Source organism: Actinoplanes sp. SE50/110, assembly GCF_900119315.1.
Taxonomy (GTDB): domain Bacteria; phylum Actinomycetota; class Actinomycetes; order Mycobacteriales; family Micromonosporaceae; genus Actinoplanes.
Genome location: NZ_LT827010.1, coordinates 4345260 through 4368482, shown reverse-complemented (window position 1 = coordinate 4368482; position 23223 = coordinate 4345260). Strand labels below are relative to the sequence as shown.

The 23223-nt window shown below is 71.6% G+C and carries 25 protein-coding genes; 11 read left to right on the top strand and 14 right to left on the bottom strand.

All coding sequences use genetic code 11. From position 1 onward, the window contains the following. Positions 1 to 3: 3 nt before the first annotated feature. Positions 4 to 1086 carry a polyprenyl synthetase family protein gene (locus ACSP50_RS19195; protein WP_043514731.1) on the top strand — a complete coding sequence of 361 codons (1083 nt, stop codon included), beginning with the start codon at positions 4 to 6 and terminating at the stop codon, positions 1084 to 1086. Positions 1087 to 1158: 72 nt separating this feature from the next. Here ACSP50_RS19195 and ACSP50_RS19190 read toward each other — a convergent pair whose 3' ends face one another. Further along, positions 1159 to 1395, bottom strand: a complete 237-nt coding sequence (locus tag ACSP50_RS19190) for a hypothetical protein (RefSeq protein ID WP_014690913.1) — start codon at positions 1393 to 1395, stop codon at positions 1159 to 1161. A 3-nt stretch (positions 1396 to 1398) separates the two neighbouring features. Further along, positions 1399 to 1818, bottom strand: coding sequence for a hypothetical protein (locus ACSP50_RS19185; RefSeq protein ID WP_043511719.1), 420 nt, complete (start codon positions 1816 to 1818; stop codon positions 1399 to 1401). A 94-nt stretch (positions 1819 to 1912) separates the two neighbouring features. On the opposite strand from ACSP50_RS19185, the gene ACSP50_RS19180 reads away from it, so the two are divergent. Beyond that, positions 1913 to 2857 (top strand): GlxA family transcriptional regulator, encoded by a 945-nt coding sequence (locus ACSP50_RS19180; protein WP_014690911.1) that lies wholly within the window; start codon positions 1913 to 1915, stop codon positions 2855 to 2857. Between the two features lie 83 nt (positions 2858 to 2940). Here the strand turns inward: ACSP50_RS19180 and ACSP50_RS19175 are convergent, their stop codons facing one another. From ACSP50_RS19175 to ACSP50_RS19150, 6 genes are all read right to left on the bottom strand, one after another. Continuing rightward, the gene (locus tag ACSP50_RS19175) at positions 2941 to 3147 is read right to left on the bottom strand and encodes a hypothetical protein (protein WP_043511716.1); all 207 of its coding nucleotides are present in this window, start codon (positions 3145 to 3147) and stop codon (positions 2941 to 2943) included. Positions 3148 to 3342: 195 nt separating this feature from the next. Beyond that, the gene (locus tag ACSP50_RS19170; RefSeq protein ID WP_155123557.1) at positions 3343 to 5190 is read right to left on the bottom strand and encodes a GGDEF domain-containing protein; all 1848 of its coding nucleotides are present in this window, start codon (positions 5188 to 5190) and stop codon (positions 3343 to 3345) included. A gap of 134 nt (positions 5191 to 5324) precedes the next feature. Then, a complete protein-coding gene (locus ACSP50_RS19165; RefSeq protein WP_080127919.1) occupies positions 5325 to 5861 on the bottom strand; it encodes a hypothetical protein in 537 nt (178 codons plus the stop codon). A gap of 31 nt (positions 5862 to 5892) precedes the next feature. Then, on the bottom strand, positions 5893 to 6690 hold the full coding sequence (locus tag ACSP50_RS19160) for a DUF6209 family protein (RefSeq protein ID WP_014690906.1): 798 nt from the start codon (positions 6688 to 6690) through the stop codon (positions 5893 to 5895). A 332-nt stretch (positions 6691 to 7022) separates the two neighbouring features. After that, entirely contained in the window at positions 7023 to 7958 is a 936-nt protein-coding gene (locus tag ACSP50_RS19155) for a hypothetical protein (protein ID WP_014690905.1), read from the bottom strand. A gap of 111 nt (positions 7959 to 8069) precedes the next feature. Continuing rightward, positions 8070 to 8906: an NAD(P)H-binding protein gene (locus tag ACSP50_RS19150; RefSeq protein WP_014690904.1), complete on the bottom strand. Its 837-nt coding sequence runs from the start codon at positions 8904 to 8906 to the stop codon at positions 8070 to 8072. Positions 8907 to 9022: 116 nt separating this feature from the next. Here ACSP50_RS19150 and ACSP50_RS19145 point away from each other — a divergent pair, with 116 nt between their 5' ends. After that, the gene (locus tag ACSP50_RS19145) at positions 9023 to 9838 is read left to right on the top strand and encodes an SAM-dependent methyltransferase (RefSeq protein WP_014690903.1); all 816 of its coding nucleotides are present in this window, start codon (positions 9023 to 9025) and stop codon (positions 9836 to 9838) included. Positions 9839 to 9886: 48 nt separating this feature from the next. Here ACSP50_RS19145 and ACSP50_RS19140 read toward each other — a convergent pair whose 3' ends face one another. Together ACSP50_RS19140 and ACSP50_RS19135 are read right to left on the bottom strand one after the other, a co-directional pair. Then, a complete protein-coding gene (locus ACSP50_RS19140) occupies positions 9887 to 10309 on the bottom strand; it encodes a hypothetical protein (RefSeq protein WP_043511712.1) in 423 nt (140 codons plus the stop codon). 60 nt (positions 10310 to 10369) lie between these two features. Further along, entirely contained in the window at positions 10370 to 11005 is a 636-nt protein-coding gene (locus ACSP50_RS19135; RefSeq protein WP_014690901.1) for a TetR/AcrR family transcriptional regulator, read from the bottom strand. Between the two features lie 46 nt (positions 11006 to 11051). Here ACSP50_RS19135 and ACSP50_RS19130 point away from each other — a divergent pair, with 46 nt between their 5' ends. The 6 genes from ACSP50_RS19130 to ACSP50_RS19105 all read left to right on the top strand — a co-directional run bounded on the left by ACSP50_RS19130 (position 11052) and on the right by ACSP50_RS19105 (position 15637). Beyond that, positions 11052 to 12197 carry an FAD-dependent monooxygenase gene (locus ACSP50_RS19130; protein ID WP_014690900.1) on the top strand — a complete coding sequence of 382 codons (1146 nt, stop codon included), beginning with the start codon at positions 11052 to 11054 and terminating at the stop codon, positions 12195 to 12197. A 231-nt stretch (positions 12198 to 12428) separates the two neighbouring features. Continuing rightward, positions 12429 to 13160, top strand: a complete 732-nt coding sequence (locus ACSP50_RS19125) for a class I SAM-dependent methyltransferase (protein WP_014690899.1) — start codon at positions 12429 to 12431, stop codon at positions 13158 to 13160. Between the two features lie 80 nt (positions 13161 to 13240). Next, positions 13241 to 13756: a GNAT family N-acetyltransferase gene (locus ACSP50_RS19120; RefSeq protein WP_014690898.1), complete on the top strand. Its 516-nt coding sequence runs from the start codon at positions 13241 to 13243 to the stop codon at positions 13754 to 13756. A gap of 70 nt (positions 13757 to 13826) precedes the next feature. Beyond that, positions 13827 to 14591 (top strand): hypothetical protein, encoded by a 765-nt coding sequence (locus tag ACSP50_RS19115; protein ID WP_014690897.1) that lies wholly within the window; start codon positions 13827 to 13829, stop codon positions 14589 to 14591. Between the two features lie 46 nt (positions 14592 to 14637). Further along, positions 14638 to 15108 carry an HIT family protein gene (locus ACSP50_RS19110; RefSeq protein WP_014690896.1) on the top strand — a complete coding sequence of 157 codons (471 nt, stop codon included), beginning with the start codon at positions 14638 to 14640 and terminating at the stop codon, positions 15106 to 15108. A 31-nt stretch (positions 15109 to 15139) separates the two neighbouring features. Then, positions 15140 to 15637, top strand: coding sequence for an NUDIX hydrolase (locus ACSP50_RS19105; RefSeq protein ID WP_014690895.1), 498 nt, complete (start codon positions 15140 to 15142; stop codon positions 15635 to 15637). A gap of 252 nt (positions 15638 to 15889) precedes the next feature. Here ACSP50_RS19105 and ACSP50_RS19100 read toward each other — a convergent pair whose 3' ends face one another. From ACSP50_RS19100 to ACSP50_RS19090, 3 genes are all read right to left on the bottom strand, one after another. Continuing rightward, positions 15890 to 16468, bottom strand: coding sequence for a DUF305 domain-containing protein (locus ACSP50_RS19100; RefSeq protein WP_014690894.1), 579 nt, complete (start codon positions 16466 to 16468; stop codon positions 15890 to 15892). Positions 16469 to 16536: 68 nt separating this feature from the next. Continuing rightward, on the bottom strand, positions 16537 to 17811 hold the full coding sequence (locus ACSP50_RS19095; RefSeq protein ID WP_014690893.1) for a primary-amine oxidase: 1275 nt from the start codon (positions 17809 to 17811) through the stop codon (positions 16537 to 16539). A 50-nt stretch (positions 17812 to 17861) separates the two neighbouring features. After that, entirely contained in the window at positions 17862 to 18593 is a 732-nt protein-coding gene (locus ACSP50_RS19090; protein ID WP_014690892.1) for a hypothetical protein, read from the bottom strand. 271 nt (positions 18594 to 18864) lie between these two features. Here ACSP50_RS19090 and nudC point away from each other — a divergent pair, with 271 nt between their 5' ends. Further along, a complete protein-coding gene (gene nudC, locus ACSP50_RS19085; RefSeq protein ID WP_014690891.1) occupies positions 18865 to 19773 on the top strand; it encodes an NAD(+) diphosphatase in 909 nt (302 codons plus the stop codon). Between the two features lie 96 nt (positions 19774 to 19869). Here the strand turns inward: nudC and ACSP50_RS19080 are convergent, their stop codons facing one another. Continuing rightward, on the bottom strand, positions 19870 to 21036 hold the full coding sequence (locus ACSP50_RS19080; RefSeq protein WP_014690890.1) for a branched-chain amino acid ABC transporter substrate-binding protein: 1167 nt from the start codon (positions 21034 to 21036) through the stop codon (positions 19870 to 19872). Between the two features lie 146 nt (positions 21037 to 21182). Between ACSP50_RS19080 and ACSP50_RS19075 the strand changes: the two genes are divergently transcribed. After that, a complete protein-coding gene (locus ACSP50_RS19075) occupies positions 21183 to 23222 on the top strand; it encodes a bifunctional diguanylate cyclase/phosphodiesterase (protein ID WP_014690889.1) in 2040 nt (679 codons plus the stop codon). The last annotated feature ends 1 nt before the right edge of the window (position 23223 follow it).

Genomic DNA, 23223 nt, shown 5'->3' with positions numbered 1-23223 from the left:
GCCGTGCCCCTACGGACCGCCACCTCGCCTCTGGACAGTGCGGATCTCCGGAGCCGGGTCCGCGGCGTGATCGACGACTTCCTCAGCGCGCAACGCGACGTGCTGGCCGAGGTCAGCGACGACTGCGCGCCGCTGGAACGCTACGTGGCCGACCTGATGGGCGGCGGCAAACGACTCCGGCCGGCGTTCTGCTACTGGGCGTGGCGGGCGGCCGGCGCCCCCGACGGCCCGGGCATCGTGGCGGCCGCGACATCCCTGGAGTTCCTGCAGGCCGCCGCGCTGATCCACGACGACATCATGGACGATTCGGACACCCGTCGCGGCGCCCCGGCGGTGCACCGCAGACTGGCGGCCCTGCACTCCGGCGGCCGCTGGGCCGGGGACGCCGACCACTTCGGGCTGTCCGCCGCCGTGCTCGCCGGCGACCTGTGCCTGACCTGGAGCGACGCGTTGTATTCGGGCAGCGGCCTGCACCCGTCCGCGCTGGCCCGGGGCCGGCCGGTCTTCGACCGGATGCGCACCCAGCTGATGGGCGGCCAGTATCTGGACCTGCTGGACCAGGCGCGGCCGTCCCGGGGCGGCGTCGACCGGGCGCGCCGGGTGGTGCACTTCAAGAGCGCCAAGTACACCGTCGAACATCCGCTGCTGCTCGGCGCCCGGCTCGCCGGCGCGGACGACGATCTGCTCGCCCGGTTGTCCGCGTTCGGTCTGCCGCTGGGCGAGGCGTTCCAGCTGCGCGACGACCTGCTCGGGGTCTTCGGCGACGCGGCGCAGACCGGCAAACCCACCGGCGACGACCTGCGCGAGGGAAAGCGCACCACGCTGGTCATCCTGGCCGCGGACCGCGCCACCGCACCCCAGCAGGCCGCCCTCACCGCGCTGCTCGGCGATCGCGGCCTGACCGGGGCCGGCGTCGACACCCTCCGGCAGATCATCGTGGACACCGGTGCCCGGGCCGAGGTCGAGCGGATGATCGAGCAACTGCTGGCGACGAGTCTCGGCGTGCTCAGCGGCACGCCCGTCGACGAGGCGGCCCGCTCGGTGCTGCTCGCCCTCGCCGAGGCGGCGACCGCCCGCAGCTCCTGAGCGGTCACCGACACTCAGCGGTCACCGAAACCGGGCGGTCACCGAAGCTGAGCGGTCACCGAAACTGGCCCGTCACCGGCGCCGGGCGAGCAGGCCGCCGATGCCCGGGACCCAGGCCAGCAGCTTCGCGGTGCGGCTCGCCCTGGCGTCGGTCGCGGTGCTGACGATGACGAACAGGTAGGCGCAACCGTGGATCGGACCGCCCAGCGACGTGACCGGCCGGGCGTGCACGGTGGCCAGATTGATCAGGAGAATCAGCAGCGAGCTCAGCTCCACGGCGGCGGCGACGCCGCGGTATCGTGCCGGCATCGCTCAGGTCCCCGTCGTCGAGCCGGGGCGGACGACCATCAGCACCACGACCGCCGCCCAGATCAGGTTGAAGACACCGGTCAGCATCCCGAGCCGGGCCGGCGGGACCGCCGCGCCGGCGACGATCCCGCGCTGCGCGGGCAGGATCACCAGGGCCAGCAGCAGCCCGGCGGCCGCGGTCAACCCGATCGAGGTCAGCAGCCAGGCGTCGCCGAGGACCCCGAGGCGGGACGCGGTGGCCAGGCCGAAGACCGGGACGGCCAGCCCGAGCAGCGCGTACATCCGGCAGATCCGGTGCAGCAGCGGCAGCGCCCCGCGATCGGCGCGCCGGGTGGCGGCGGGGAACATGCTGGCGGCGACGGTGACCGGCCCGATCGCCACGAGGGCGGCCAGGACGTGCACGCTGAGCAGGAGTTTTGTCACGCCTGCGAACGTTAGGGCCGGATCCGCCCGGACAGAACTGGCGAGATTGCCCACCTTCAACGAGATCTGGCCAGGAGGGCGTTAGAGTGCCGGGATGCACCTCGTGGCGGTCCTCGCCCTGGACACCGTGATCCCGTTCGACCTCGCCACCCCGATCGAGGTCTTCGGCCGGACCGGCCACGGCGCGCTGTACGAGGTGCGGATCTGCGCGCCCACCTCGACGGTCGACGCCGGCGCCTTCACCATCAACACCCGGTACGGCCTGGACACGCTGCTGGAAGCGGACACGATCATCATCCCGGGCTGCGCCGACACCGCCATGATCGTCCCGCCGGAGGTCGTCGACCACCTGCGCAAGGCGGCCGCCGGCGGCGCCCGGCTCGCCTCGATCTGCGCGGGCACGTTCATTCTGGCCGCGACCGGTCTGCTGGACGGCCTCCGCGCCACCACCCACTGGCTGGCCACCGGCGCGCTCGCCGCCCGCTACCCGGAGATCACCGTCGACCCGGACGTCCTCTACGTCGACAACGGCCAGTTTCTCACCTCGGCCGGCGCCGCCGCCGGACTCGACCTGTGTCTGCATCTAATCAGGCGCGACCACGGCTCCGCGGTCGCCGCCGACGCCGCCCGCCTGTCCGTCATGCCACTGGAGCGGGAGGGCGGGCAGGCGCAGTTCATCGTCCCGGCGCAGCCGCCTGCCCCGCGCGGCTCCGTCCTCGAACCGCTGCTGCGCTGGATGCAGGACTGCACCGATGTCGAGGTATCCCTCGCCGACCTGGCCACCCGCGCCGGCATGAGCGTCCGCTCGCTGAACCGGCACTTCCGCGACCAGACCGGCACCACCCCGCTGCAGTGGCTGCTGCGCGCCCGCGTCCGCCAGGCCCAGCACCTGCTGGAGGCCACCGACCTGCCGGTCGAGCACATCGCCGGCCGGGTCGGTTTCGGCTCCCCGACCGCCTTCCGTGACCGATTCAAGCGGGTCACCGGCGCCAGCCCCCAGTCCTACCGAGCCGCATTCCGGACCCGTCCGCGCCCGTAGCCGGGCCCGCCCTCGACGTGCCCGCTCGGATCGAGCGTCCATCGAAGTCCGGACCGGTTTGGCACCGGCCGACGCCCGCGTCGCTATTCGGCGCCGCCGTCCGCCCCGCCGTCCTGGCCGGCCGGGTTCGCTCCGCCGTCGGCGAGCCCTTCGCCGTGCGGCTTCTCCTTTTCCGCGCCGCCGTCGGCCCCGCCGTCGCGCCCCAGCGGGTTCGCCCCGCCGTCCGCCGGCCCTTCCCCGTCCTGCCCGGCCGGGTCAGAGCTGATGATTTCCTGCTCGTTGAGTGCCATACGCTGGGGCATACCCCCAAAAAAGGGACTTAATCCCGACGATCAGGAAGACCACCAACACGTTCACCAACCAGTTGCCGGTACGCGTGTAGACCGTCCCGCTTCCGCCCGGCCGGCTGATCGATCGGCACACCGTCGTCGGGCTGGTCACCTACGAGTCGGTCCTGGTCGTCCCGGCTCCTGAACCGCCTCCGCTCAGCTCACCGCGTACTCTTCGTGCGCCGCGCCGGTGGTCGCCGGGTCCGGCACACCGACGAGTCCGGCCGTCTCCAGTTCGAGGAAGAGGTCGACCGCGTCCGGGTCGAACTGCACCCCGCGGCAACGACGCAGCTGGTCGCGGGCCTGCTCGGCGGAGAGTCCGGCCCGCCCGGCGCCCGGGCGTCGCATCACCGCCCACGCCGCGCAAACCCCGATCAGCAGGCTGGTCGGCACCACCGGGTCGGCGGCGCGGCAGCGGGCGGCCTCGGCCACCGTGGCCGTCCATCGCCGGATCTGCTCGTCGGGACCGGGTGCGCCGGCGGGGTCCGGGAGCACGGCGTCCCCCGTGGCGACGGCGTGCCCGGTCCCGCCCACGACGACCCGGTTGCGCCCGCCGCGCTTGGCCGCGTACAGCGCGGCGTCCGCGGCGCTGAGCAGTTCTTCGGTGCCGGCCCCGCCGGGCAGCGCGGCGGCGCCGACGGAGACGGTGACCGGGATCGCCGTGCGGCCGTTGACCACCACCGGCACCTCGGCGATCCGCTCGCGCAGCCGCTCCGCGAGCGTGGCCAGGTCGGCGTGATCCCTGGTCACCAGCACCGCGAACTCCTCGCCGCCGAACCGTGCGACGACGTCGGTGCCGCGGCAGGCCCGGCGCAGCCGGCGGGCCAGCTCCACGAGGACCTGGTCGCCGGCCGGATGACCGTACGTGTCGTTGATGCGCTTGAAGTGATCCACGTCCAGGAGCAGCATCGCGATCGGGGTGCCGCGCCGGGCGGCCCGATCGCCCTCGGCGCTCAACGCCTCGGACAGGAAGCGGCGGGTGTGCACACCCGTGAGACCGTCGGTCATCGCGATCCGGCGCTGTGCCGAGACGAGAGCCGCCATGCGCGTGAGGACCAGCAGGAACAGCACCGCCGACGCGGTCACCACGACGAGGTCCGAACTCGTGGAGTGTCGCAGATCCTGCACCAGCAGGACCGCCGGAGCCATCAGGGTGGCGAGCGCGAGCAGCGCCACGCGGTTCAGGGTCGCCCCCGACCGGGTCTCCACCGGCTCGGCGATGTGCCGCATCGACGGATGCAGGGCGGACGCGCCCAGCGCGACGTAGGCGGCCAGGTACACGGCGTCCGACCAGCCACCGTTCACGTACACCTCGTGCAGCGACAGCAGGCCGTACGCGGTGTCGGCCAGCAGCGTCAGCCCGAGGTTGATCAGCAGCAGCAGGTAGGACCGCTGCCGGGTGCCACCGCCGAGCAGGAGCCGGATCGCCACGGTGAGCACGCACAGGTCGGCCACCGGATAGATGGTGGCGCCCAGAGCATCCAGCGGGGACGAACCCGGCACGGCGACGGCGGGATGGATGAGGAACACCCACCAGAGCACCGCCGCGGCCACCGTGAGGATCGCCGTGTCGATCATCGCGGCCGTGTTCCGCTGCGGTGAGCGCCGCCGGCCGAGCAGCACCAGCGCCGCGCCGGCGAACCCGTACTGCGAGAGATAGAGGGCGTTGGCGAAAAGGGGATAGCCGTTCGTCCCGGCGGCGGCGGTGGCCGTGAAATAGGCGATGTCCCCGGCGACGTACATCGCCTGGCCGATGGCGAGCAGCCACCACACGACGGCGTTGCGCGGCCGGTGCAGCCGGATGCCGGCGGCCAGAGCGACGGCCGTGCCGGCGCTCACCGCGCAATACAGCACCGACTGCGCGACGGGATGCGTGGCCGGCACGATGAAGTGGGCGGCGATGAGTGCCACCGCCACCACGCACCACACCTGCCAGGCCACCGACCGGAGCCGGCGGGCACCGGCCGGGACGGTCCGCTCCGGGCGCCTGCTCCAGCATGTCACCGGGATATGTCACCACCGTCGCGGTGACAGCCGGTTCGCCGCCGGTTGCGATTCGGGTGCGGTTTCGCCGGGCGCCGCCGGCGCAGCGTCTCCGGTACGGCGGTGGGTGCACCGCCGTACCGTCAGCAGGGATCTCAGACCCGGCACTGCCAGGAGCGCGCGTCGAAGAAGTCGGCGAAGCGGTCGACGGTGGCGTAGCCGAACGTCGTCTCCCGGCAGGCGGCCAGCACGTCGATGGCCGAGCGGGTGCCGCCGGTGACGCAGTGCCAGTCGTAGACCGTGCCGCCGTCGAGCGCGGCACCGTCCGCGCCGCGGGTGCGGCAGAAGCGGTCGAAGTCCGGCACCACCACGTCGGAACGGACCCGCCAGCAGCCGATGCTGTCCGGGCGGTGGAAGTCACCGATCCGGTCGATCGCCAGGTCGATGCCGTAGGTCCAGCGGCAGGCGGCGTCCAGGGCGATGTCGTGCCCCTGGCCGCAGTGCCAGTCGTACGCGGTGGCTCCGGTCAGGACGGCCCCGGGGTAGCCCTGGGACCGACAGAATCCGGTCAGGTTCGGCGCGCCCAGGTCCCGCGGCGGGGGCGGGGAGGCCGCGGCGGGGGCGGCGGTGCCGGCCAGGGCGGTGACGGCACCGGTCAGCAGGGTGAGCAGAAGGCGTACCAGGGTGCGCATGGGGTTCTCTCTCGACGGGATGCCGGGTGGATCAGGCGACGGCGTACACGTAGTTGGCGCCGAAGTCGGAGTCGTAGGCGGTGCAGCCGCCCTGATCCGCGGTGACCTGGAACCAGATCTCGACCTGGTGGCTGCCGGCGGGGATGTCGATGCTTCCCGGCACCTGGGAACCGTCGCCGGTGGTCAGGGTCTCCGACTGGGCCGGCCCGCCGTCGAAGCGGCGGAAGACGTCGATGCGCCAGGCCTGGTCGCGACACTCCGGAAGGCGGGCGGTGTCGTAGCGCAGGGCCAGCCGGTGGCCCGCCTCGATGCTGCCGGTGACCGTCTCGGACCAGTCGGCGCGGAAGGTGACGACGGCCGGCTGCCCGATCGGGTAGTGGTAGTTGGCGCCGGATCGGGAGTCGTATTCGCTGCACCCGGCACGGTCGCCGGCGTGGAACCACAGTTCCAGGTCGTGCCCGCCGGGCGGCAGGTCGATGCCGGCCGGGGCGGTGACGTTGTGCCGGTTCTGGTCGAGCCGGGTGACCGGCCGGGTCTGGATCGGGCCGCCGTCGACGCGGTAGTAGACGCCGATGCTCCAGGCGTCGCCGCCGGCGTACTGGTTGCGGCATTCCGGCAGCCGGGACAGGTCGTAGTCGACGATCACGGGCCGGCCGGCCTCGATGGCGCCGTCGACCCGGTCGGTGCCGTCAGCCGCGAAGTGAATCACGGGCGCGGCGGTCGAGGGCACGGCGGTCGAGGGCACGGCGGTCGAGGCCTGGGCCGGGCCGGCCAGCGCGGCCAGGGTCGCCGCGCTCGCCAGGATGATGACGGCGATGGTGCGAGGCATCGTGTTCCCCTCACAGATCGGTATGGTGGCGCCGCGAATCGCGGCACCACTGCCGACACTGCAAGTTCTTGCAGAAGCAGTCAATAACCATCATCACCTTAAGTAATCGAAATCGTTCACCATGTCATAAGCGGAAGCGATTCGATGCAGCTCACCGGTGCTAAAACGCGACAGATAAGAACAGTGTGGGCGTCATCACGCCAACGGACACCCGGTGAGAGGATGCAAGAAATTTCATGACGCACGGCCCCCGCCGAGGAGGTGGAGGCCGTGCGAATGTCTGCGGCGACGGATCGGCGGCCCCGCAAGGCCGCCGATCCGTCGCCCGAGGCTCAGCCGGCCACGTTGACCGCGAAGGCGACCAGGTTGGCACCGTCGGTCTGGGCCGGACCCGCACCCAGCTGGACCCGGGTGGTGACGGTGCCGAGGGACCCGGCCGCCGTGCCCTCCGGGGCCCGCACCCGCAGGTCGTAGGTCTGCGTCTCGCCCTCGGCGATCCGCACGCCGAACAGGTCGCAGCCCTCGCCGGCGCCGCCGGCCGGGATCGGCAGGTCGTCGCTGGATCCGACGCACGGGCCGCTCGGGTCGAGCATCGGCCACGGGCTCACGCCCGCCGGGGTGATGATGTCCGCGTGCAGCCACTTGTGCGGGGCGTCGCCGTCGCTGTGGACGGTGATCGGCAGGTGTCCGGCGAAGGTGCCGTCCTCCTGCTTGGTCAGGGTCACGCCGGCGTCCGCGGTCACCGTCAGCTTCGACTCGGTGTCCTGGTGGTAGACGCGCGGACGGCTCAGGCTGCCGGTGGTGGACCGGAACACCGCGCCGTACCTGACCTTGCTGCCGGCGTACTCGACGGTGCCGACGTTCGGGGCGATCTGCGCGTACTTCTGCGGCTTGGCGGGCGACGTGAAGCCGATCGTGACGGTCCCGCTCTGACCGGGCTGGATGGTCTGCTCCAGGCCGCAGTAGTCGGTCTCGCGGCCGTCCGGGCCGACGTCCAGGGTGCAGCCACCGGCCCCGTCGAAGGTGGTGAACGAGGCCGGGAGCGGCTCGGTGATGGTCAGATTGCCGCCGCTGACCGGCTGGTCCGTGCCGTTCTTGATGACGATCCTGATCGTGCCGGTGTGCCCGTACCGGCCGGGCTCCAGGATCAGCCGGTCGACCTTGACGGTCACCTTCCCGGTCGTCGCCGCCTGAGCGGTGACGGCGTTGCCCAGCAGCAGGGTTCCGGCCGCGAGCGCGACAGCGCCCGCACGCACGACAGTGCGCATGAATGATCTCCTCAGTTCGATTCCCCGTGCAGCCGGTCCAGATCCCGGCTCATCGATGAAAATGATCCTAAGTAGATCGACGTCCGGGCATCTCCCGGATTTGTGCCACCATCATCGGAAGTCGGCGGCGTGGTCGACGGCCCACTCGGCGAAGGTGCGGGCCGGCCGCCCGGTCACCTGCGGCACCACGGTGGACGTCTCCGCGGCCGCCCCCGTCGACCAGTTGCGCAGGATCGCGGTGACGGCGAACTCCGGCAGGCCACCACGCAGCATGTCGGCGCGGGCGACCTCCTCGTCGACCTCCTCGACAGCCACCGGGCGGCCCACCGCCGCGGCGATCGCGCCGACCTGCCGGCGCAGGGTCAGCGATTCCGGACCATGGACGGTGTACGCCATGGCGGCGTGCCCGTCCGCGGTGAGCGCGGCGACCGCGACCGCTGCCAGGTCGGCCTCGTGGACCGGGGCGGACTGTGCCTCCGCGTACGGGAGCCGGACCCGGCCCTGCTCCCGGATGGACGGGCCCCACAGGCCGATCGCGTTGACCGCGAACATCCCGCCGCGCACGAACGTCCACTCCAGGCCGGAGCGCTCCAGCACCTCCTCGACCGCGCGGTGCCGGCGCGCGATCGGGTTCTGGGCGGCGTCCGGCCTGGTCACGGCGGCGCTGGAGAGCAGCACGACACGGCGCACCCCGGCGGATCGCGCGGCGGCGGCGAAGCCCTCGGCGCCGGCCGGATGAGCGTACGCGAATGCCGCCCCGGCATCGGCCAGCGCCGGCCCGAGAGTCTCCGGACGGTCCAGATCCGCCGCCACCGTCTCGACCTCGGGGCCGAAGGCCCCGGCGGGCGCCTCCCGACCCGTCGCCCGCACCCGCTCCCCCGCCGCCCGCAACCCGGCGACCACCTGCCGGCCCACCCGTCCGCGGGCCCCGAACACCACGATCGTCATGCCGGGAGTCTGCAACCTGCACCTCGGTTGAGGTCAAGACCGGCCGGGCGGCATGGCGGAATGTCCACTATGGCCGTTAGGATCGTCCCGACGCAGCCGATCGGAGGACGCTGGCGATGGCAGACGACGGGGACCTGTCCGCACGGATCGACACCACGGTGCCGCACCCGGCCCGACGGTACAACTACTGGCTGGGCGGCAAGGACAACTTCGCCGTCGACCGGGCGTCCGGCGACGAGATCGAGGCGAAATTCCCCGGCATGCGCGCCGGTGTCGTGGCGAACCGGGACGTGCTCGGCCGGATCACCCGCCACCTGGCCCAGGACGCCGGGATCGGCCAGTTCCTGGATATCGGGACCGGGCTGCCCACCGCCGACAACACGCACGAGGTGGCGCAGCGGCACGCCCCGCACAGCCGGGTGCTCTACGTCGACAACGATCCGATGGTGCTCACCCACGCGGCCGCGCTGCTGACCAGCGACCCGCGCGGGCACACCCGGTATCTGGAGGCCGACCTGCGCGACCCGGAGAAGATCCTGGCCAGCCCGGAGCTGGCGGCCACCCTGGACCTGTCCCGGCCGGTCGCGCTGATGCTGATCGCGATCCTGCACTTCCTGCCCGACCGTGCGCAGGCCCGGGCGATCGTGCGGCAGTTGATGGACGCGCTGCCCTCCGGCAGCTACCTGGCCGTCACCCACTTCACCACCGACTTCCTCGGCGAGCAGCAGCGGGCCACCTACCGGGCGATGCTCGACAGCGGCCGCAGCGACGCCTGGCCGTGCACCCGGGACGAGTTCGCCGGGCTGTTCGACGGTCTCGACCTGGTCGAGCCGGGTATCGCGGTGGCCAGCGAGTGGCGGCCGGCCCCCGGTGCGGGGGCCGTCGACCCGTCGCTGGTCAGCATCTGGGCCGGGGTCGGCCGCAAACCGTGACGCCGCGCCGCGGCCCGCTGCGGGCCGCGGCGTCGCGCCGTACGCCCATCAGTCCTCTGCCTGGTATTCCTCGACCTTCTCGACCGGCCAGCCGATGAATTCCGCGACCTCGTCGGCGTCCGCGGTCAGCACCCAGTCCTCGACCGCGTTCGCCAGCCCGTCGGGCAGGCCCGGCGTCGACACGTACTCCAGGTCCTCGTCCTCGAGGATCCGGTCATGGTGGATGAACTTGTCGTCCGGGTCGAGGTCCGCGGCGGCCGCCTCGTACTCCGGCAGGCCGCCGTCGCCGGCGGCGAGGATCTCGCTGGTCCGCCAGTCGATGATGTCCCAGCCGTCCTCGCCGATCTGACCGCCGGTGATGATCCGGTGGCCCTGCGCTTCGAGGTCCTCGATGCGGCGCCGGGTCTGGTTGACCGAGGCGAAGTTGGCTTCGAGCACGCTCTGGACGTGCTCCTTGAGAAGGTCGCTCACGGGGCGTGAGCATAGAGCGGGTGGGCAACCCCGCACCATTCGACATCCTTCGACCGCGGTCTACGGCGCCGTCGCGCGCGTGCCGGCGTAGGCGCGCAGGAACGCCCGCACCCCCTCGGCCACCAGCGATCGCACCCGCTCGTCAGCGGTGATCAGCGTCGACCCGTGCCGGTTGAGCACCACCCCGAACGTGAGCGCGATCAGGTGGTCGGCGGCCAGCCGCGGATCGGCAACGGTCAGCAGCCCGGCCTCGCCGAGCACCGCCAACCGCTCGGCGAGCGCCTCCTCGGGTGCGTCCCGGAACGGCGCCTCGCTCAGGTGCCCCTCCCCGCCCAGCAGCTTCAGCAGCGTCGCATAGTCGGCCGAGCCGAGCATGTCGGTGGCGATCCGCATCGAGAAACCGGTCAGCGCGTCCTGCAGCTGGGCCGGCTCGGTCAGCCCGGTCAGGGTGGCGTCGATGGTCCGGCGCACCGCCGCCACCAGCGAGTCGGAGATGTCCCCGACCACCGCCTGCAGCAGCGTGTTCTTGTCACCGAAGTAGTCGTAGACGGTCCGTTTCGACACCCCGGCGCGGGCGCTGACCGCGTCCACGCTGGTGCGGTCGAATCCGTCGCTGAGGAACAGCTCGCGGGCGGCGGACAGGATCGCGGCCCGTTTCGTCGCGGACCCCTCGCGCAGCGGTTTGGTACTCGGCACCCGCCCACCCTACCCGAACTACACTGCACGGTGTAGTTTACTTGTCATGAAGGCACTCGTCTCCGGCGCCGGCATCGCCGGCCCCACCCTCGCCTACTGGCTGCGCCGCCACGGCTGGGACGTCACCGTCGTCGAGAAGGCACCGGCCGTCCGCGGCGGCGGCTATCCCATCGACGTCCGCGGTACCGCCCTCGACGTGCTCGATCGGATGGGCGTCCTGCCCCGGGCCCGCGCCGCGCACATCGACACCCGGCAGCTCACCTTCCTCAGCCCGGACGGCCGGGTCGCCGGCCGACTGCGCCCGCGCAACCTCAGCGGCGACGGTCTCGAACTGCCCCGCGGCGTCCTCACCACGATCCTGTGCGACCTGGTCCGCCACGACGCCCGGTTCCGCTTCGGCGACTCGATGGCCGCGATCGACGGCCGCCGGGTCACCTTCGCCAGCGGCGCGCAGGAGGAGTTCGACGTCATCCTCGGCGCCGACGGCCTGCACTCGGCCACCCGCCGGCTCGTCTTCGGCCCGGAGGAGTCGTTCAGCCGTCACCTCGGTTACGTCTTCGCCGGCTTCACCCTCCCCAACGACCTCGGCCTGCGCCACGAGGGCCAGGTCTGGTCGGCGCCCGGCCGGATGGCCACCCTCTACGCTCCGGGTTGCTCGGACACCGTCCACGGCCTACTGATGACCCGCAGCCCCGAACCACCGCGCGACGGCCTGAGGTTGCTCGAGTCGGCCTTCGCCGGCGACGGCTGGCTGGTCCCCCGGCTCCTCGACGGCCTGCGCACCGCCGGCGACGTCTTCCTCGACGTGGTCAGCCAGATCCACATGCCCACCTGGTCACATGGCCGGGTGGCGCTGGTCGGCGACGCCGCGCACGCCCCGTCCTTCTTCTCCGGCCAGGGCACCAGCATCGCCCTGGTCGGCGCCTACGTCCTGGCCGAGGAACTGGCCACACACGCCGATCCCACCGCGGCGTTCGCCGCCTACGAGCAGAAGACCCGCGATTTTGTACGACGTAACCAGGCGCTCGCCGATGGCGGTGGCGGCACGCTCGCCCCGGACTCGGCACGCGCCCTGTGGTTCCGCAACCACGTGCTGCTCAAGGCCGCTCCGTTGCTCGGCGCCACCGGCCTGTTGGGCCGCAGCGTCCGGCACGCGGCGACCGCCCTGCGCCTGCCGGCCCCGGTCCACTGACCTTCGCACCGGTCGCGGTAGTAGTCGCCCTGGTGGACCGGCAGGCATCGGGTTCGTCAGCGCATCGGCGTGCACCGGGCGTTCCGGGCCCTGCCTGATAAATCACAGTACGTCGCTATGGGTCGCTGACGTGCGAAGACATCTTCGTATCGACGGGCTCGCGACGGCGATCGATGTGAACCGGTGCACGGGGTCTTGCCCGCCGTGTGGTCGGCCAGGTTGGCTCGGCGCATGGCACTCATCGCATACGACAACGAGCAAGCGGCGGCCTTCGAGGAGACCCGGCATCTGCAAGACGATGACCTCGCGACCTGGCGTGCCGCGATCGGCCGGCACTTCGAGCCCCGCTCCGGGGCGCGCCTGCTCGACCTCGGATGCGGCACCGGCAGTTGGGCCCGGGCGTTCCGGACCTGGTGGCCCGGCGTCGAAGTGCTGGCGGTCGAGCCGTCGGCGGCGATGCGGGAGCGGGCGATGTTCCAGCCCGTCGCGGCCGGCGCGGCCGACGACATCCCGCTTCCGGACGCCAGCCTCGACGGGGTCTGGCTCTCCACCGTGATCCACCACGTCCCCGACCTGGAGGCCGCCGCCCGCGAGATCCGGCGGGTGCTGAAGCCGGGCGCACCGGTGCTGATCCGCTCCGCGTTCGCCGGCCGGCACGAAGCGATCAACCTGTTCCGCTGGTTCCCGGAGGCCGTCGCCGTGCTGGACCGCTACCCGAGCATCCCCGGCGTCGAGGCGGCGTTCGCCACCGCCGGCTTCGCGACGACCGGCTGCGAACCGGTCCCGCAGGTGACCGCCCCGTCGGTGGCCGATGCCGCCGCCGCCCTGCGACGCGAGGCGCACACGCCACTGCAGTTGATCAGCGACGAGGCCTATGCCGCAGGCGTGGCCCGCCTGCGGGAGGCCGCGCGAACCGAGTCCGGCCCGGTCGTCGACGCCCTGGACCTGCTGGTTCTCCGGTGACTCTTCGACCGACGGTGGTCACCGACTCTCCGCAGTTGTCGACCGCTGCCCGAGGGCGCCGTCAGAAAGGACACTGAGCCATGATCATCCGGGAGTGCCGCGAGGACGACATCGTCCAGTTGGAGTTCCACCACCCGTCTCCCGGACGGACTCGCCGCAACGAAGCGCGCTTCCACCGCCAACAGCAGGGACTGAGCACGTTCCTGACCGCCTGGGCCGACGGCATCCCCGTCGGAGCCGGCGACATCCTCTGGCAGGGATGCGAAGCCGCCGAGGTCCACGAACGCTACCCCGACTGCCCCGAGATCAACGGCCTGGCCGTCTGGCCCGCCGAGCAGCAGTCCCGCGGCATCGGCACCGCCATCATCCAGACAGCCGAGACCCTCGCCGCCCGACGCGGCTACCACCACATCGGCCTCGGTGTCGACGACCAGAACCCGCGCGCAGCCGCGCTCTATCTTCGCCTCGGCTTCCAGGACATCGACTGCCACTACCTCGACCGCTACCACTACCTCGACGATCACGGCACCCGCCACGACTTCGCCGACCCCTGCCGGTTCCTTGTCAAGCCGCTCCGGAACGGGCCCGGCCGATGACCATGAGGACCACGAACGACGACCCGGACGCGGGATCGGGCTGCCGGCGCCGGGCGTCTACCCTGCCGCCATGGTGATCAGCATTCTCGGCTGGGTGGCCCGGCGGCGACTGGCGGTGCTCACCGCGGCGTTGCTGACCGCGGTCGCCCTGCAGGTGGTTCTGCACGTCACCGGGACCGTCTTCGCCCCGTGGGCCAGCTTCGCGGTCTACGCGCTGCCACCCGCCGCGTTACTGCTGTGCATGGCGGTCGCCATCCGGGTCCACGACGCGGCGCACCTGGTGGCGCGGCCCGAGATTCCCGCCTTCGGCTCCCCGCCGAATCCGACCCTCGTGCTCGGCGCGGCATGCCTGACCTATCTCGCCGTCTACGGCGCGGCCGGCGGTATCCGCAGCATCGAGCCGCACCCGGACCTGGGGCACACGATCGTCAGCATCGCGCTGTACCTCACTGAGTTGGCGGTCTTCTGGTGGGCGTCACGGCTGCGCACCGGCATCAGCATCCGCCCGGACGGCATCCTCGACCGGCAGCCCTTCGGCGACCTCTTCATCCCCTGGGACGCGCTGGCCACCCCGATCGCCGCCCAGCCGCACGACGCCCACCGGGTGACGCTCCACCTCGCCCACCCGGACCTGACCCGCAGACGGGGCCTGCGACGCGGCGCCCCGGCCGCCCTGTCGGCCGCGGGCGTCAGAACCGACCTGCTCGCCTGGATGATCAACCACTACGCCGACCAACCGGCCGACCGGTCCGCCATCGGCTCACCAGCGGCCCTCACCCGGTTCCTGCTCCCCCTCGACCGACTGGCCACGCCCGAGGTGGCGAGGCAGCCGTAAGGGCGCCGGTGGGACCGTGCGGGGACCGGTCCATTAGCATTCCGGCGTGACCGACTGGCGTGCCGACCGGACAGGTTCAGCGTTACGGGGACAGAATCCGACCGTTCTCGCCCGTCTCACGGCCGGCTTCGCGGTCATCGGCGACTCCCAGTTCCTCCCCGGATACTGCGTGCTGATCACCGACGATCCCGCCGCCGACCGCCTCACCGACCTGCCCCGCCCGCGACGGCTCGCCTTCCTCGCCGACATGGATCTGCTCGGCGAAGCCGTGGCCACCGTGTGCCACCGACACGACCCCCGGTTCCGGCGGGTCAACTACGCGATCCTCGGCAACCTCGACCCGTTCCTGCACGCTCACGTGCATCCGCGGTACGACTGGGAGCCCCCGGATCTGATCAACGGCCCGGCCACCCACTATCCGGCCGACTTCCGCAATGCCGCGGACAACCTCCTGGGCCCGCGTCACGACGTCCTCCGAGCCGACCTGACCGCAGAAATCCACCGGCTCGCATCATGATGCGGCCCGCGGCATCTCTAGAATTGCCGGGGTGTCCGACCCACTGCGCCGCTCCGCCCGCGTGCTCCTGCTGAGCAGCACCGACCGAGTCCTGCTCCTCCAATTCCGGTTCGACCCCGCGGACGCCGCGAAGGGCCACGGCTGGGCGACTCCCGGCGGCGGCGTCCAGGACGGCGAGCCTCTCGCCCAGGCCGCGACCCGGGAGCTCCACGAGGAGGTCGGCCTCAAGGTCAGCCCGGAAGTCCTGGGCGACCCGGTGGCCTACACCTCCGGCTTCGCCGACCTGGGCTGGGCGAGCGGCATCTTCCGTGACGAGTTCTTCGCGCACCGCGTCGACGACCACGAGGTCGACACCAGCGGCATGGAGGACCACGAACGGGGCTACCACGCCGGGCATCGCTGGTGGACGGTCGACGAGCTGGCCACCACCACCGAGACCGTCTACCCGTTCGGGTTGGCCGATCTGGTGGAACGCCTGCTCACCGAGGGCACCCCGGCACAGCCCGTGCAGCTGCCCTGGCACCACTGACCATCGCTATCCGGCCCCGGTGTCCGCGCCGGGACACCGGGCCTCGCGATGCCGGCGCCACGCGGAGATCACCGGGTCCGGCGGTCCGGAGTGCCGGACCGTAACAGCTTCGGGGCGCGGTTTCCGGGGTGAACGGTGACCGGCCACGGGCAATGAAGGGTGCGGCGATCACCCTTGGACGCGCCAGCGGCCGGATCGCCGCGCCCGGCCTCCGCGGGAGCAGCGCTCAGTTGTCGGCCGCAGCCGGGGACATCAAGAGGGTGAATCTGACCTGATGAGTGCCGCCATGGCGTCGACCTCCGACGATTGTTCGTTGAGGACGTGTTTGGCCAGGCTGTGGATGTACGGGTTGCCGGACGGCCCGTCCAGCAGGGAGCGGGACATCGTGATCGCGCCCCGGTGGTGTTCGATCATCAAGCGAAGGTAGACGTTCGGCGCGGCGTCGCGGCTGGCGTGATCGAGTTCGGTCAGCTGGGCCGGGGAGAGCATGCCGTGGGCGGGGCCGCCGGCGGACGGGGAAGGCTCGTTCCAGGCGCTGAGCCAGTCGGTGGTCTCGTCGATCTCGCGCTGCTGGTCGTGGATGATGTAGTCGGCGATCAGCCGGACGCGTTCCGGGACCCCGCCCTTGGCGAGCAGGGTGCGGCTCATGGCGACCGCCTGCTCGTGGTGGTCGACCATCATCTGGGCGTAGTGGACGTCGATCCCCGACGGGGTGGTCTCGGTCTGCGCGGCGGCCGCCTGCGGGGCCGGGTGGTCGCCGAGGCGCAGGACGAAGACGGTCGCGGCGGCGAGGGCCAGGACGGCCGAGGCGGCAAGGCGGCGAACGATCACAAGCGGTCTCCAGGAATGAGAGAGGCCCGGCCCGGGATGACCCCGGACCGGGCCGGACCTACTGGGGGTCAGCCCTGCGATCCGTCACCGCTGGTGTTGCCGTTGGCGCCGGCCAGGCCGGGCGGCGTCAGCGGGTTCATCTCGGTGAAGTCGCGGGGCAGCAGGTCGAAGCCCTGCCAGTGCAGTGGCATCGGGCTCTGGTCCTCGTCGCGCGGGATGTGGTGGAAGCCGACCCGGACCCACATGACCGGGTCGGTGAGCTTCTGCTTGTCCTTGGCGAAATCGATGATGGTCTTCTTGTCGAGCGGGCATTCCGGGTCGGAGTTGTTGTCGCTGGCCCACTTCTCGCAGGCGTCCTTCTGGGTGAAGGTGACGTCCGGCTTGGTCTCCGGGTGCCCCTGGTACTGGTCGGTGGCGCCGAGGGCCAGCTCGTACGACCGCTGGTGCCCGTCCGCGTTCTTGCTGGTCGGGCTGACCAGCCGCCAGGACCGCTGGTTGACCTTGGTGAAGGTGCCCTCGTTGGTGACGGCGGTGCGGGTGGTCTTCAGCTTCGCGGTCACGCTGCCCCGGCCGGCCGTGGTCGTGTCGAGCTGCTCGACCTTCTCACCGCCCTTTCCGGCGATGTTGAAGTCGACCCGCCAGAATGCGTTGTGGTAGTGCATGGTGGCGTAGTCCTTGGCCGGCCCCTTGCCGATCGGCCAGCCGGTGCTGCTGGTGGAGTACTCGCTCGGGGCGAGGTCGCCGGTCGCGCCGAGCCGGGCCGTGATCTGGCCGTCGTCGTGCAGACGGTATTCGGTGACGTACTCGTACCAGCCGAGCTTGCTGACCGTCCGCAGCACCAGGTCGTGGCCCTGCTGCGAGTACACCTTGTCCTGCGGCTCCGCGGACGGGCCGGCGCCGCCGTCGTCCCAGGAGTGCAGGCGGTAGGCGAGGCCGCGCGGCTCGGCGCTGACGCACAGGACCTTGCGGCGCTGCGGCTCGCTGCTGCCGTCGGAGCCGAGCCGGATGGAGCCGCCCTTGCAGTCGTCGCCGGTCAGCGTCTCCAGGCCGTAGCTGCCGAGGCCGATCTGGGTCAGGTCGTCGTACTCGGTGTCACCGGTGTCGTAGGGCACGTTGAGCTGCGCCAGCCGGATCGAGTCGAGCACCTGCACCGGCGCCGGGTAGCGCTTGGTGGCGACGAAGACGTGGTCGAGCACCAGGCCGGCCTTGTCGTTGATCCGCCAGCACAGCTGCCAGGTGGTGCCGTTCGGCAAGGTCTCCTTGACCATCGACGACGCGCCGCACGGCGAGGCGGCCGGCGCGGCCTGCGCCGGCACGGTCAGGCCCAGCGCGGCCGAGGTCATCAGCGTTACGACACCAGCGAATTTACGGTACGCCACGGAAGCTTCCCCGCTCACTTGAGGCGGGCGACCCGGCGCCCGGACAGGTCGACGATCACGTCGGTGACATTGATGAAGTGACCATCGGAGGTCTTGATGATCAGCTGTACGCAACGGCTCTTGCCGCACTGCGTCGCGCCCCGGTCCGCCGGCTTGGACGTGTACACGTGCGCGGTCGGCACCAACCCGTCCGTACCGTGCAGGTCCTGGCCGGTCGCCTTGCGGTAGGCGGTCTTGAAGTCCGCGCCGAGCGGGTCGGCGACCAGCAGGTCCAGTGCGACCTTGGCCTCCTGCTCGGACGCCGGCGGCTGCATCCCGGTCGCCGCGTACGACTTGGTCAGCTTGCCACTCGCCAGGTCGACGACCTGCTTGTACAGCTTCTGCGTGCCGTAGTCGTAGTAGTACAGCTCGGCCTGCCGGCCGGTCCCGTCGGTGTCGAGCTCGGCAGCCAGGTATTCGGGGCCGGCCTTGCCGGTCACGTCCTTGGCCTTCGCGGCCAGCTCGGGGGTGAGCGCGGCGGCGCGGGCCCGGTCCACCTCGGCGCTGGTCAGCGGGTCGCTGCCGGCTCCGGTGGCGGCCTCGGGCAGCGGGCTCGGGTCGGAGACCTGCGCCTGGCCGGCGGCGGCACCGGTGGTCGGCGGCGCGGTCGGCGCTGCGCTGGCCCCCCAGGCCGCCAGGCCGAAGGCGCTGGCCGCGCTCACTGTCGCGATACCCAGGCCCCAGGCCCATTTTCGATAACGATCCACTGTCGGCAATCCTTCGCGTCGCTCGGGCAGTGCGCGTGAAGGATCACCAAAGGTGAGTGAAATCCATGTGAGTCGAACAGAAATCGATCACTGCGTTGGTGTCGTTTTCTCGCTGTTCAGCGGGGAAGCCGGGGCGTCGCTGAGGTGACAAGAATTTAATATTTAGTTCATAGTTCTCCGAGCATGGTGTGAGGTTGGCGTGGTTCCGGCCCGTCGACAGGCGGTGCGATGATGATCGGGCTGGTGTCCACGACAGGACTGGTGACCGTTCATGACCATGCAGGTCCCGTATGCCGGCGGCCGGCTGGACCGGGCGGCCGCGCGCCGCGCGGACCCGCGATGGCTCGCCGAGGTCCACTCCCGCCCGGATGTGCGGGTGGTTCCGATCTGGCGGGACGAGTGCGTCGTACACGGCACACCCGCGCGGGCGATCGTCGCCGCCGGCCCGGCAGCCCGGCGGTTGCTCGACGCCACCGCCGAGCCGGTGTTCCTCGGGCTCGACGACGGCGCCGGCATCTTCGCCGTCGACCTGTCCGAATACGACAGCGGCACCGCGGTGGCACTGGCCGGCGGTGACGCGACCGCGTCGGTGCGCTCCGTCTATTCCGAGCACACCCCGGCCGAGGCCGCCACCCTCGGCTACGCGCGCGGCCTGCTGCGCGCGATCCGCGACCAGCGGCACTGCGGGCGCTGCGGCGGTCCCACCGAGCCGCGCCACGGCGGCCACGTGCGGGCCTGCCCGGCCTGCGACCGGCTGCTCTTCCCCCGGATCGAACCCGCCGTGATCATGCTGGTCGAGTCGGCCGCCGACCCCGGCCGCTGTCTGCTGGCCCGGCACCGCGGCTCGGCGTCCGGCGAGTATTCGACCCTGGCCGGCTTCGTCGAGACCGGGGAGAGCCTGGAGGACGCGGTGCGCCGCGAGGTGGCCGAGGAGGTCGGCCTGACAGTGGGCACGGTCGCCTACGCCGGCTCCCAGCCGTGGCCGTTCCCGGCCGGGCTGATGGTCGCGTTCCGGGCCACCGCGATCGACGAGGTGCCCACGGTGGACGGCGACGAGATCCTCGACGCCCGCTGGTTCACCCGCGCCGAGCTCGCCGGGCGAGCCGCGGCCGGTCGCCTCGGCCGGGTCGACTCGATCGACCGCCTCCTGCTGCACTCCTGGCTTGACCACAACGGCTGAGGGGGCGACAGGGTCGGACGGGGGCAGGGCATTCCTTGCCGCTCGGCGCGCAGCCGGCGCCGCCGTCCCGCCGTCGCCACCGGCACCCGGGCCCGGTCAGCCCGCCGGAATCTCCACCAGCTTACCGTCCCGGACCTGCAGCAGCAGGAACACCGGGTTCTCCCGGGTGCCGTCGGCGTTGAACTTGACCTTCCCGGACAGCAGCGGCAGATCCGGGGTGGCGGCGATGGCGGCACGCACGGCGGCGTGGTCGACCGAACCGGCCCGCTTGATCGCGTCCACGGCCACCGTGACCGCGTCGTACGACTCCGGTCCGCCCGCGCCGGGCTGCCGCCCGGTGACCTTCTCGAATCGTTTCGACCACTCGGCCAGCGACGGCATGAGCGTCGGCACCATCAACGCGGTCCCGAACACATTCCTGGTCTGCGCGGCGGTCAGATTCGTGAGCAGCGGCCCGTCGGTCGCGCCGTCGCCGACGAAGATCCGGCCGTCGAACCCGGCGGTCCGCAGATCCCTGATGAGCTGGTTGGCCTCGCCGTAATAGCCGGTGAAGTACACCGTGTCGACCTTCTCGCCGACGATCTGCCTGGCCAGCCGGGCGTACGACGGCGCACCCTGGCTGAGTTCATGGGTGGCGACCGTCTCGATACCCGTACCGGGCTTGGCGGCCGCATCGGCGGTCGTCCGGCCGAGGGTGACCGGAAAGCTGGTGCCGTCGTTGACGATGATCAGCCGCTTGCTGCCCATCCGGCGCATGGCGGCGACCGCGAAGACGCCCTCGGCGGTGACCGTGCCGCTGATCAGGAAGACGCTGTCGTACTTCGGCACCAACAGGTCGGTCGAGGTGGCCAGGGCGATCACCATCGGCACACCGGCGTCCCGGAAGACCTTCAGGGTGGGCACGGTGGCGCTGCTGCAATAGCCGCCGACCGAGACGGTGATGTCCTGCGCCACCAGATCGTTGGCCTTCACCACGGCGGTGCCCGGGTCGCAGGCGTCGTCCGAGACCAGCAACTCCACCTTCCGGCCGAGCACTCCCCCGGCCGCGTTGACCTCGTCGACCGCCATCTGCGCCGCATCGCGCATCTCCCGGCCCGACTGCGCGTTGGTACCGGACAACGGCACCAGGGCGCCCAGGCGGATGGCGGCCGGCGCCGAAGCGCCGGAGGTGGCCGCATGGTCGCCGCCACAACCCTCGAGTGCGGCCGCCCCGGCCAGCACCAGGACAGTGAGCAGAGTGCCGAACCGTGGGCGAATGCCCATGACAGTGCCTCCCAGCAGAACCTTGTCGCCGCCTTCTCTCATCGGCGTCCCCGCGGGGTGTGCTGAGCACTTGCTTCAGGTTCGGCAACGGTCGGCCGATGGTTCAACGACCAGGCCTTACCGGTTACCGTCCGAAGGGAGACATCGTGAAACGGTGGCGGATGCCCTCCGGACCCGCGGGACGCCGGTCGTCCGTGCGCGACGGCTCCCGGGGACGGCGACGGGTCAGCCTGAACACCACGGCCGCGCTGGCGAGCGTGCTGCTGGCGCTCGGCGCGTACACCATCATCGGAACCGCGTTGACCGCCCAGGCGGTGCACGACCACAGTCGCGCCCTCCAGGTGGACGCGGACTTCAGCGAGGCCCGCGGGGCGATCACGCTCGAAGAGGTGAATCTGCGCCACTACCAGGTGGAGCCGTCCTCGGCGGTGCTCAGCCGCTTCCTGCAGGCCGCCGCCTCGGTGGACGTGGCACTGCACCTCGCGGTCCAGCACGGGCTGCCCGACGCCGACCGCGAGGCGGCCCGGTTGCTGGACCGGCAACGGGACTACCGGACGAACGCCGAGCAGCTCATCGCCCTGGTGGCGGACCGCGATCCGGACAGTTTCAGCGTGGACAGTCTCAGCGTCACGCCGTCCTACTACACCCTGCAGCAGGACGTGGACGCCGTCAGCCGGGCGTACCATGCCAGCGCGCAACGGCAGGCCGACGCGATGCAACGCGCCGAGGTGCGCATGCTGATCGGCACGTCGGTCGGCTTCGGGGTGGGGCTCACGCTGGTCGGGGTGATCTGGCGGCTGGTGCTCAGCTATCAGCGTCGCCTGGTCCAGGATGCCGACGCCAGCGAGCACCGGTCTCTGCACGACCCGCTGACCGGGCTGCCGAACCGGCGGATGTTCCACGAGCGCCTGACCGACTCGGTCCGGGTGTCGGCCAACCGGCGGGATGACCAGGTGGCCGTCATGATCATCGACTTGGACGGCTTCAAGGCCGTCAACGACACGCTCGGTCACCAGGCCGGCGATCAGCTTCTGCAGGAGGCCGGGCACCGGCTGCGGGCCGGCATCCGCGACGGCGACCTGGCCGCCCGGCTGGGCGGCGACGAGTTCGCGGTGCTCCTGTCCGGCGTCACCGATCTGGCGACCGCCGTCGAGGTCGCCGAGCGGCTCTCCGACAAGATCCGGCACGACTTCCTGCTCGACGTCGGCGCGGCCTCGGTCAGTGCCAGCATCGGTCTCGCCCTCGGCACCACCGATGTCGCCGACGACGAGCTGCTGCGCCAGGCCGACGCGGCGATGTACCGGGCGAAGGCGGCCGGCGGGGGCGTCGCGGTCTACGACGCGCTGCTGGACGCCGTGGCGCCCGAGGAGATGAGCCTGTTCGGGGAGCTTCGCGCGCTGCTGGACAGCGGCGACCCGGAGAATCAGCTGGAGTTGTTCTTCCAGCCGCAGATCCGGATCGCCGACGGCTCGGTGGCCGCCGTCGAAGCGCTGGTGCGCTGGCGTCATCCGACCCGCGGACTGCTGCTGCCCGGGGCGTTCCTCGACATGGCCGCCTCCCGGGGTCTGGAGATCGCGCTGACCTACCACCTGCTGAAGGTCGCGGTGGCGCAGGCGGACCGGTGGGCGGCGGCCGGCAACCCGATGGCGGTGTCGGTCAACATCTCACCGCGATGCCTGCTGCACGACGATTTCCTGACCCAGATCCGCGACGCGGTCACCGGTGTCCACCTGCCGCACGGCATCCTGCAACTGGAGCTGACCGAGAGCAGTGTGATGCTCGAACCGGACCGTGCCCGGACCGTCCTGCGCCAGGTCCGCGAGGAGGGCATCCTGATCTCGGTCGACGACTTCGGGACCGGCTTCAGCTCGCTGTCCCAGCTCCGCCAGCTCCCGGCCGACGAACTCAAGATCGACCGGTCGTTCGTGCAGGGTCTCGCCCGGGACGTCGACGGCCTGGTGCTGGTCCGCAGCGCCATCGACCTGGGCCACAACCTGGGCCTGTCCGTCGTCGCCGAGGGCGTCGAGGACCTCGAGACGCTGGCCGTGCTCCGCGAGATGGGCTGCGATCTCGCCCAGGGCTTCGCGCTGAGCCGGCCGGTCCCGGCCGATGAGGTGCCGGCCGCGTGCGCCCGGGCAAGCCAGGCGGCCGGCCAGCAGCGGGTGCCGCAACCACACGCCGGGTGAC

Excerpts from the sequence above, each read along its gene's own strand:
- ACSP50_RS19180 (WP_014690911.1), top strand. The coding sequence starts at position 1,913 with ATGCACCTCGTGGCGGTCCTCGCCCTGGACACCGTGATCCCGTTCGAC.
- ACSP50_RS19160 (WP_014690906.1), bottom strand. The coding sequence starts at position 6,690 with ATGCCTCGCACCATCGCCGTCATCATCCTGGCGAGCGCGGCGACCCTG.
- ACSP50_RS19145 (WP_014690903.1), top strand. The coding sequence starts at position 9,023 with ATGGCAGACGACGGGGACCTGTCCGCACGGATCGACACCACGGTGCCG.
- ACSP50_RS19155 (WP_014690905.1), bottom strand. The coding sequence starts at position 7,958 with ATGCGCACTGTCGTGCGTGCGGGCGCTGTCGCGCTCGCGGCCGGAACC.
- ACSP50_RS19150 (WP_014690904.1), bottom strand. The coding sequence starts at position 8,906 with ATGACGATCGTGGTGTTCGGGGCCCGCGGACGGGTGGGCCGGCAGGTG.
- ACSP50_RS19115 (WP_014690897.1), top strand. The coding sequence starts at position 13,827 with ATGGTGATCAGCATTCTCGGCTGGGTGGCCCGGCGGCGACTGGCGGTG.
- ACSP50_RS19120 (WP_014690898.1), top strand. The coding sequence starts at position 13,241 with ATGATCATCCGGGAGTGCCGCGAGGACGACATCGTCCAGTTGGAGTTC.
- ACSP50_RS19190 (WP_014690913.1), bottom strand. The coding sequence starts at position 1,395 with ATGCCGGCACGATACCGCGGCGTCGCCGCCGCCGTGGAGCTGAGCTCG.
- ACSP50_RS19125 (WP_014690899.1), top strand. The coding sequence starts at position 12,429 with ATGGCACTCATCGCATACGACAACGAGCAAGCGGCGGCCTTCGAGGAG.
- ACSP50_RS19095 (WP_014690893.1), bottom strand. The coding sequence starts at position 17,811 with ATGACCTCGGCCGCGCTGGGCCTGACCGTGCCGGCGCAGGCCGCGCCG.
- ACSP50_RS19175 (WP_043511716.1), bottom strand. The coding sequence starts at position 3,147 with ATGGCACTCAACGAGCAGGAAATCATCAGCTCTGACCCGGCCGGGCAG.
- ACSP50_RS19080 (WP_014690890.1), bottom strand. The coding sequence starts at position 21,036 with ATGGGCATTCGCCCACGGTTCGGCACTCTGCTCACTGTCCTGGTGCTG.
- ACSP50_RS19165 (WP_080127919.1), bottom strand. The coding sequence starts at position 5,861 with ATGCGCACCCTGGTACGCCTTCTGCTCACCCTGCTGACCGGTGCCGTC.
- ACSP50_RS19130 (WP_014690900.1), top strand. The coding sequence starts at position 11,052 with ATGAAGGCACTCGTCTCCGGCGCCGGCATCGCCGGCCCCACCCTCGCC.
- nudC (WP_014690891.1), top strand. The coding sequence starts at position 18,865 with ATGACCATGCAGGTCCCGTATGCCGGCGGCCGGCTGGACCGGGCGGCC.